Raw genomic sequence first — 7,103 nt, 5'->3', positions numbered from 1 at the left:
TGAACTCAAAACCGCTACGCAAGCCGCGGCTGAAGCCATTTCACCCGAGGCCCTGGCCCTCTGGCACGCAAAGCAGGGAAACTGGGACGCCGCGCACAACATCGCTCAGGACATCCACACGAAGATGGGTTCTTGGATTCATGCGCTGCTCCATGTGATCGAAGGCGACCAGTGGAACGCGGACTACTGGTTCTCGAAAGCCGGCAGGCCTTCGCACGGCCCCAAGGAGATCGACAAACTTTGGGACGAAATCGCTGGTGTTGTGCTATCTTGATCACTCCAACAGTGAACAACGACCCCGCCAAACCCCAGCAGCGCTTCGAAGACTTGCGCGGCATCCTGCGCTACGTGCCGCAATTCCGGCAGCGCGTTTTTGTGATCGCCTTTGATGGCGCGCTGATGATGCAGCCGGGCTTTGCCAGCCTGCTCCAGGACGTGGCGGTGCTGCAATCTCTGAACATCGAGGTCGTGCTCGTCTTTGGCGCACGTGCGCAGGTGCGCATGCTTGCCGAGAAACGCGGCATCTCTCTCTACAATGACGACGGCATGGGCCGGACCGACGCCGCAGGCATCGAGATCGCGGTGGACGCCATCATGCGGCAGTGTAGCGACCTGATGGCTGATCTGACCGCGCTGGAGATGCCCGTCGCTGTTTCCAATGCGCTCGCGGTGCATCCAGCGGGCGTGATTGATGGCATTGATCTGGAATTCACCGGCCGCATTGAGCGCGTCGATGAAGAATCGATCCGGGCGCTGCTCAAAGCCGACATCATCCCCATTCTGCCGCCGCTCGGTTATGACGGCAAAGGCGCCACACTGAGGTTGAACTCTGATGCGGTAGCCGTGGAAGTCGCCATCGCCCTGCAGGCGGCAAAGGTTATCTTCGTCGCCGAATCCGGCATCACCGCCCCCGACGGCACCCGTCTGGAGCAGCTCTCGGTCGCGGAAGCAAAGGAGATGCACAAGCGCAAGGATTCGAAGCATGACGTGAGCATGCTCTCAAAACTGCGCTACGCCGCACTGGCCTGCCAGGAAGGCGTGCCGCGGGTTCACATCGTCGATGGCACACAGGATGAAGCGCTGCTGGCCGAACTCTTCTCCAATGAAGGCGTGGGCACGATGATCCATGCCGATGACTACCAGCAGATCCGCAAGGCCCGCGCCTCCGACGTCCCTGCCCTGCTCTCCATGATGCAGCAGAGCGTGGACGATGCCGCGCTGGTGCCACGCACGCGCGATCAGATTCAATCCAAGATCAAAGACTTCTTCGTGCTTGAACTCGATGGCAACCCCATCGGCTCCGTGGCCGTGCATGCCTATGAGGAGGACGGCAGAAAAATCGCCGAACTGGCCTGTCTCTTTGTGCGGCGCTCGCACAAAAACAAAAATCATGGCCGCAAGCTCGTGGCTTTTGCCGAAGAGCAGGCACGGCAGCGGAACTGCGAGATCATTGTGGCGCTCAGCACGCAGGCGTTTCGATTCTTCGAGGAAAAAATGGGCTACACCGTCACCGATCCTGATGCTCTGCCGCTCAGCCGCCGTGAAAAGTACGACAAGAGCGGACGGAACTCAAAGGTGCTGGTCAAGGCGCTGAAATAGAGCCGTCCTGCTTGATGCGCGGCACCTTGGAATAAGCCAGCGCGGCTTCTGCAATGGCGATCGCATTGTCCTGAAGCTTTTCGCCGATGTAGCGCTGCTGAAAAGCCACGCGGCACTTGCGACCATCCTTGGCGAAGGCCACCCAGAATTCTGTCGATTTGATGCGTTCCGCGGCACTCATCGCATCGGACCATTCATATCGAATGGACTGGCTGCGCGTCACCTCATGCAGCCCTTGGGCACTGAGAGTCACGGAATAACCCATGCTCTGCCATCCCAGCCAGGTTGCCCCCGCACCGAGTAAAAACAGCGCCACCCCCAAGACGATGGACGGCCCGATGATCTTGAGGCGGCCAAAGAAACCGCCGTTGCCAAATTCCAGCGCAAAGAATTTCACCCGCCCATACATGACCTTCACCAGCACGAGAGCGGCGATGATCAGAAGCGGCCCGCTGCCGAGCAACAGGTAGGTGTATACGTCTCCGATCATGAGCGTCACCCCATTGCCCGCATCCGCCCCCTTGGTCAGGTAGGGAGAAAGGTCCGTTGATTTGATGAAGTCGAAGGAAAGGGACGGTAGTTTCATGAGGGGCCTTTTGGGTATTAAACCAAGCAGCCGCCTCGCACGTCAAGCCTTGCTTCCGTGACTTGTTTGTTGCCGGATGAACTCCTGCACCGTCGCCATATCCGCAGCCATCGGCCAGGTTTGCAGCGATTTCGACTTGAGCGCCTCGAGCGTCGGATGCGTTGGCTCGTTGCCCGTGGCCTGCTGTACCACTTCGGGAAACTTCGCCGGACTCGCGGTGGCCAGCACCACGCTGACGCGGTCCTTAGCCATGTCGGTAAAGGCGCAGGCGGTGTGTGGATCGAGTACATACTGCCAGTCCTGCCACATCTGCGAGATGACGCGGACGATCTGATCGTCGTCCATCCGGGTGGAGCGCAGCGAGGTTTTGGGCAGTTCGATTTTGAAAGGGGCACCAGATTTGATTTGCGCCATCACCTCACGCACGCGCTCCGCGCTTTGACCCAGGATGTAATAAAGAAAGCGCTCGAAGTTCGACGCGGCCTGGATGTCCATGCTCGGCGCATGACTGGGGTGCACGTCGCTCTGACTGTACTCACCACTGGTGAAGAAGCGATGAAGGATGTCGTTTTGATTCGTTGCCACGCGGAAGCCGCCTGCGGGCATGCCCATCTGCTGCGCCATCCAACCGGCCATCACGTTGCCAAAGTTGCCAGTAGGCACGACGTATTCCGCCGTGGCACGGGCACTCTCCGGCAGCTTCAGACAAGCCCAGATGTAGTAGACGCACTGTGCCAGCACACGGGCGATGTTGATCGAGTTCACAGCGGACAGATTCACTGCCTTCGCAAATGCGGTGTCGCCAAACGACTCTTTCACCACGCGCTGCGCATCGTCAAAAGTGCCGGGCACGGGAATGGCGAAAACGTTGTCCGCACCCGTGCAAGCCATCTGGCGCTCCTGCAGCGGCGCGACGCGACCATTGGGGTATAGAATGAAAATCGTGATGCCGTCCCGACCCAGGCAGCCATGGATCGCCGCCGAACCTGTGTCCCCCGAAGTCGCTCCGAGCACGGAGAGTCTTTTGCCCGTTTTTTCGACCTGGCGTTTGTAGAGCAGTCCAAGTAGCTGCAGCGCGAAGTCCTTGAAGGCCAGTGTCGGACCATGAAACAGCTCAAGGACATAAGTCTTGTCCGTGATCTTCTTCAGCGGAGCCACGTCCGGTGAATCAAAGCGCCGGTATGCCTCCGCCGTGAGCTGATGCCACTCTGCATTGCTGATCTCCGGCGCGAACAACGTAAAAAACTCCGCAGCCAGCTCTGGATAGGTCAGCTTGGACCACGCCGGCAGCTTGTCAGCGATGTTCGGCAGCTTCTCCGGCAGAAACAGCCCGCCATCCGGAGCCAGCCCGGCTTCAACGGCTTCAGAAAAAGTATGCGGCTTCGTCTGGCCGCGGGTGGAAAGGTAATGCATGCGAATGATTGAGGGGAGTATTCATGCGTGGAAATCGGGGAGACTCAACGAGTCTCTGCGGGCATCATGCGCTGTCTTTCGCCCCCTTAGGCTCGTCTCAGGGCAAGGACTCACTTCTTCCGCGCAATGAACACATCCACCTGCTGCCCGACGTAGAGTGGCTGGTCCTTGGGTTTGTCGAGTTTGTAGATGACCTGCAAAACACGGGTATCCACGCGTTCGGTGCTGGCGCCGGTGAGGGAGACTTTGGGGATGACGTAGGGCTCGATGCGGACGAACTGTACTTTGAACCTTTTCGAAGAGTCGCTCTTCAGCGAGAAGATGGCGTCGAGGTCAGAAGCCACTTCCATGGCGTTTTGTTCATCCACATCCGCGCGCACATGCAGCGTGGAGATGTCCCCCAGCACAAGCGCTGGTTCCTTGTTCGCCGGGGAGGCGTATTCGCCGGCACGAATGTTGACCTGGAGGATGGTGCCGGCCTTCGGGGCTTTGACGGTGAGGCGGTCGATGAGCAGTTCGGTCTGCTGCACGTCGGCCTCGGCGGAGGAGAGCTGCGCTTCAGCAGCCTGCATCTGCGCCTTGGCCACGAGCACGTCGTTGGTGCGGTTGCGCAGGTCGTCCTGGCTGATGGCACGCTGATCGGTGATGGACGTCATGCGGTCGAGCATGTCCTGCACCTTCGCCAGCTGGGCGCGGTTGATGGCAATGTTCGCCTGAGCGATGGCGATGGCCGCCTGCTGCTTAAGCAACGAGGCACGCAGTTCGCGATCATCCAGGATGAGCAGGTCATCGCCCTCCTTCACGAGTTGATTGACCGTGACTTTGACCGCCTCGACCAGACCAGGCGCCGGCACGCCAATGGCAACGTTTTCGTCCTTGGCTTCGAGGATGCCGGTGGCCGCGATGTCATCGGGCGCGTTCTTCTGGGGCGGCAGGACAGGCGGTGGCGGTATCTTTGTCTCCTGGCTGCGGATGGTCTGGAGCACAAACCCCATGGCGATCACGCCCGCAACGGCAAGCAGGTAGGTGGAATAACGGATGGCGGTGGAGACGAGATTCATGGGCGGAGGTTAAATGAGAAATCGGAAAGGCGAATGACGAATGCCGGACGAAATTACGCTCGACGAGGGGGGCAAGAAAGTCTCAAATCCGTGCAATGAAAAATGAACCGGGCATTGCAAGGCAGGTCATCCGCCAGGGCGGTGAGGTCGTGGTCATTGTTCTGGTGGCCGCGGGGCTGCAGGCACTGTGGGAGGCTCACTGGTTGAGCGCTCGCACGTTCTGCCTGGTGGTGCTGGCGGCTGCGTTCGCCAAGACGGTCTTCTTTTTCGTCGAAAACCTCCAGCACATCCTGATGGCCACGCAGAATGACATGCCCTATCACCGCGTTCTCGGCCTCATGGGAGTGAACATGGCTCAGATCACGCTGGCCTTTGCGCTCGACTACTGGTGCCTGGAAACGGCGGAACCGGCGAGTTTCAGTTCGATCGACGCCGCGTGGAACCAGAGTGAGCAGCTCTTTGAATTCTTCTTTTTCAGCGTGCTTAATTTCTCCTTCTTCGGCTTTGGCGATGTCACGCCACTGACCGTCCCGGCCAAGCTGGTCACGATGATGGAGGTGCTGCTGGCCTTTTTCACCGTGATCTTCCTGCTTTCGGATTTTGTCAGCCTCAAGGATTCACTTCGTGTGCGGAAGCCACGCGAAGACTGATCCGCATCTTGCACGTGCGGGCGGGCGCTCTACGCTGACGACATGGACAGACCCGCCGCCATCGCTCAAATCCGCGAAGCCTGCAAAAACATCGCGCTGCAATTCATGAAGATTCACCCCGCCGTACCCGGATTGGCGGATGAGGAGACGCAGAAAGAGTGCTTCCGCAGCGTACATGAAATGACCGTGCTGCTGGAGACCATCAAAAAGAAGATCGGCCGTCTGGAGCGCTCCGATGACAACACCCTGCTCTGACATTTGGCTTACTTGCCCAGACCTGCCCCTCATACGACAATTCACCATGAAATACGCCATTCTCTGCCTCCTCCTGCTGGCCACCAGCCTGCAGGCCGAGGTCAAACTGCCAGCCATTTTCTCCGACGGCATGGTTCTGCAGCAGTCACAGCTCGTTCGCATCTGGGGCACCGCTGAAGTCGGCGAAGACGTGAAGGTCACCTTTGGTGATCAGTCGCACAGTTCGCTCACGGATCCGACCGGCAAATGGTCGCTCACGCTGAACCCCATGAACGCCAATGCCCAGCCCGCCGATCTTGTGGTGGCAGGGAAAAACACGATCACGCTGAAAAACGTCCTCGTTGGCGAAGTGTGGGTCTGCTCAGGGCAGTCGAACATGCAATGGACCGTGCAGCAGGCCGGCAAGGCCCAGGAGGAAATCGCCGCCGCCAATCATCCCCAGATTCGCATGTTCAATGTCGAACGCAGCCCGAGCATGACACCACAGTCCGACTGCAAAGGCGCATGGAAAGAGGCCACCAGCGCCAATGTGGGTAATTTCTCCGCCGTGGGTTATTTCTTTGGCAGGCACCTGCACCAGGTGCTGAAAGTGCCGGTTGGTTTGATCAACACCTCCTGGGGCGGCACGCGTGTCGAAGCTTGGACGAGCCGCGAGGCGCTCGAAGAACGTCCCTGCGCCGCCGAATTGCTTACTGACTGGAAAGATGCCGTCGCCAAATGGGATGGCCCCAAGGAACTGGCGGCTTTTGACAAAGTTAAAGCCGACTGGCAGGCGCAGGTGCAAAAGATCGACGCCGAAAATGCCAAGCTGCCCGCCAATCAGAAGAAGACCAAGCCCCAAGCACCACGCCCGCCGGAAGATCCCACCAAGACACCGCACCACCCCGCTGTACTCTTCAACGGCATGGTGGCCCCATTGATTCCCTACGCCATCAAAGGCGTCATCTGGTATCAGGGAGAGTCGAACCAGCGCCGCGCCTTCCAGTATCAGGAACTCCTGCCCACCATGATCAATGACTGGCGCAAACAGTGGGTGGACGCGTTCTCGTTTTACATCGTGCAGCTGGCAAACTTTGGCAACGGCAAGCCCGTGACCACGGAACCCGGCATCCCGGACACCTGGGCTGAACTTCAGGAAGCACAGACGCTGACGGCTCAGACGCTCGACAAATGCGGCATCGCCATCATCAATGACATTGGTGAGCAAAACGACATCCATCCCAAGAACAAGCAGGAGGTCGGCCGCCGCCTCGCTCTCTGGGCCCTGGCCCAGGACTATGGCAAATCCGGCGCTGAATACTGCGGTCCGCTCTACCTTTCCTCCGTCGTTCAGGGAGACAAGATTCGCATTCAGTTCACCCACACCGGCTCGGGTCTGAAAACCCGTGATGGCGGAGAACCGAAAAGTTTCCAAATCGCCGGAGCCGATCAGAAGTGGGTATGGGCCAAAGCCAAGATCGAAGGCAGCGAAGTCGTTGTCTGGAGCGACGCTGTGCAGCAGCCGATCGGTGTGCGCTATGCCTGGGCCAGCTGGCCGGA

Annotated in this window: 8 protein-coding genes; 5 read left to right on the top strand and 3 right to left on the bottom strand. The window is 59.1% G+C overall.

Going from position 1 to position 7,103, the window contains the following annotated elements:
- Positions 1–274: hypothetical protein (locus ACIREA_RS22705; RefSeq protein ID WP_397384634.1), on the top strand; the 274-nt coding region annotated here is incomplete at its 5' end.
- Positions 271–1,599 carry an amino-acid N-acetyltransferase gene (argA, locus tag ACIREA_RS22700; protein ID WP_397384633.1) on the top strand — a complete coding sequence of 443 codons (1,329 nt, stop codon included), beginning with the start codon at positions 271–273 and terminating at the stop codon, positions 1,597–1,599. The genes ACIREA_RS22705 and argA, both read left to right, overlap by 4 nt.
- Here the strand turns inward: argA and ACIREA_RS22695 are convergent.
- The 3 genes from ACIREA_RS22695 to ACIREA_RS22685 form a co-directional block, all read right to left on the bottom strand.
- Complete coding sequence (locus ACIREA_RS22695) at positions 1,583–2,185, bottom strand: hypothetical protein (RefSeq protein ID WP_397384632.1); 603 nt, start codon at positions 2,183–2,185, stop codon at positions 1,583–1,585. The two genes, argA and ACIREA_RS22695, sit on opposite strands and share 17 nt — an antisense overlap.
- 42 nt (positions 2,186–2,227) lie before the next feature.
- The gene (gene thrC / locus ACIREA_RS22690; RefSeq protein ID WP_397384631.1) at positions 2,228–3,598 is read right to left on the bottom strand and encodes a threonine synthase; all 1,371 of its coding nucleotides are present in this window, start codon (positions 3,596–3,598) and stop codon (positions 2,228–2,230) included.
- 110 nt (positions 3,599–3,708) lie between these two features.
- Positions 3,709–4,659: an efflux RND transporter periplasmic adaptor subunit gene (locus ACIREA_RS22685; protein ID WP_397384630.1), complete on the bottom strand. Its 951-nt coding sequence runs from the start codon at positions 4,657–4,659 to the stop codon at positions 3,709–3,711.
- 95 nt (positions 4,660–4,754) lie between these two features.
- Here ACIREA_RS22685 and ACIREA_RS22680 point away from each other — a divergent pair, with 95 nt between their 5' ends.
- The 3 genes from ACIREA_RS22680 to ACIREA_RS22670 form a co-directional block, all read left to right on the top strand.
- The gene (locus tag ACIREA_RS22680) at positions 4,755–5,309 is read left to right on the top strand and encodes an ion channel (protein WP_397384629.1); all 555 of its coding nucleotides are present in this window, start codon (positions 4,755–4,757) and stop codon (positions 5,307–5,309) included.
- 42 nt (positions 5,310–5,351) lie between these two features.
- A complete protein-coding gene (locus ACIREA_RS22675; protein ID WP_397384628.1) occupies positions 5,352–5,564 on the top strand; it encodes a hypothetical protein in 213 nt (70 codons plus the stop codon).
- 46 nt (positions 5,565–5,610) lie between these two features.
- A partial coding sequence (locus tag ACIREA_RS22670; protein WP_397384627.1) for a sialate O-acetylesterase occupies positions 5,611–7,103 on the top strand: 1,493 nt, incomplete at its 3' end.

Source organism: Prosthecobacter sp., assembly GCF_044373815.1.
In the GTDB taxonomy this organism is placed as follows: Bacteria; Verrucomicrobiota; Verrucomicrobiia; order Verrucomicrobiales; family Verrucomicrobiaceae; genus Prosthecobacter.
This window is presented reverse-complemented; position numbering and strand designations above follow the sequence as displayed.

Bases quoted from the DNA above. Each gene is read 5' to 3' on its own strand.
- ACIREA_RS22675 (WP_397384628.1), top strand. From the start codon at position 5,352: ATGGACAGACCCGCCGCCATCGCTCAAATCCGCGAAGCCTGCAAAAAC.
- ACIREA_RS22685 (WP_397384630.1), bottom strand. From the start codon at position 4,659: ATGAATCTCGTCTCCACCGCCATCCGTTATTCCACCTACCTGCTTGCC.
- thrC (WP_397384631.1), bottom strand. From the start codon at position 3,598: ATGCATTACCTTTCCACCCGCGGCCAGACGAAGCCGCATACTTTTTCT.
- ACIREA_RS22680 (WP_397384629.1), top strand. From the start codon at position 4,755: ATGAAAAATGAACCGGGCATTGCAAGGCAGGTCATCCGCCAGGGCGGT.
- ACIREA_RS22695 (WP_397384632.1), bottom strand. From the start codon at position 2,185: ATGAAACTACCGTCCCTTTCCTTCGACTTCATCAAATCAACGGACCTT.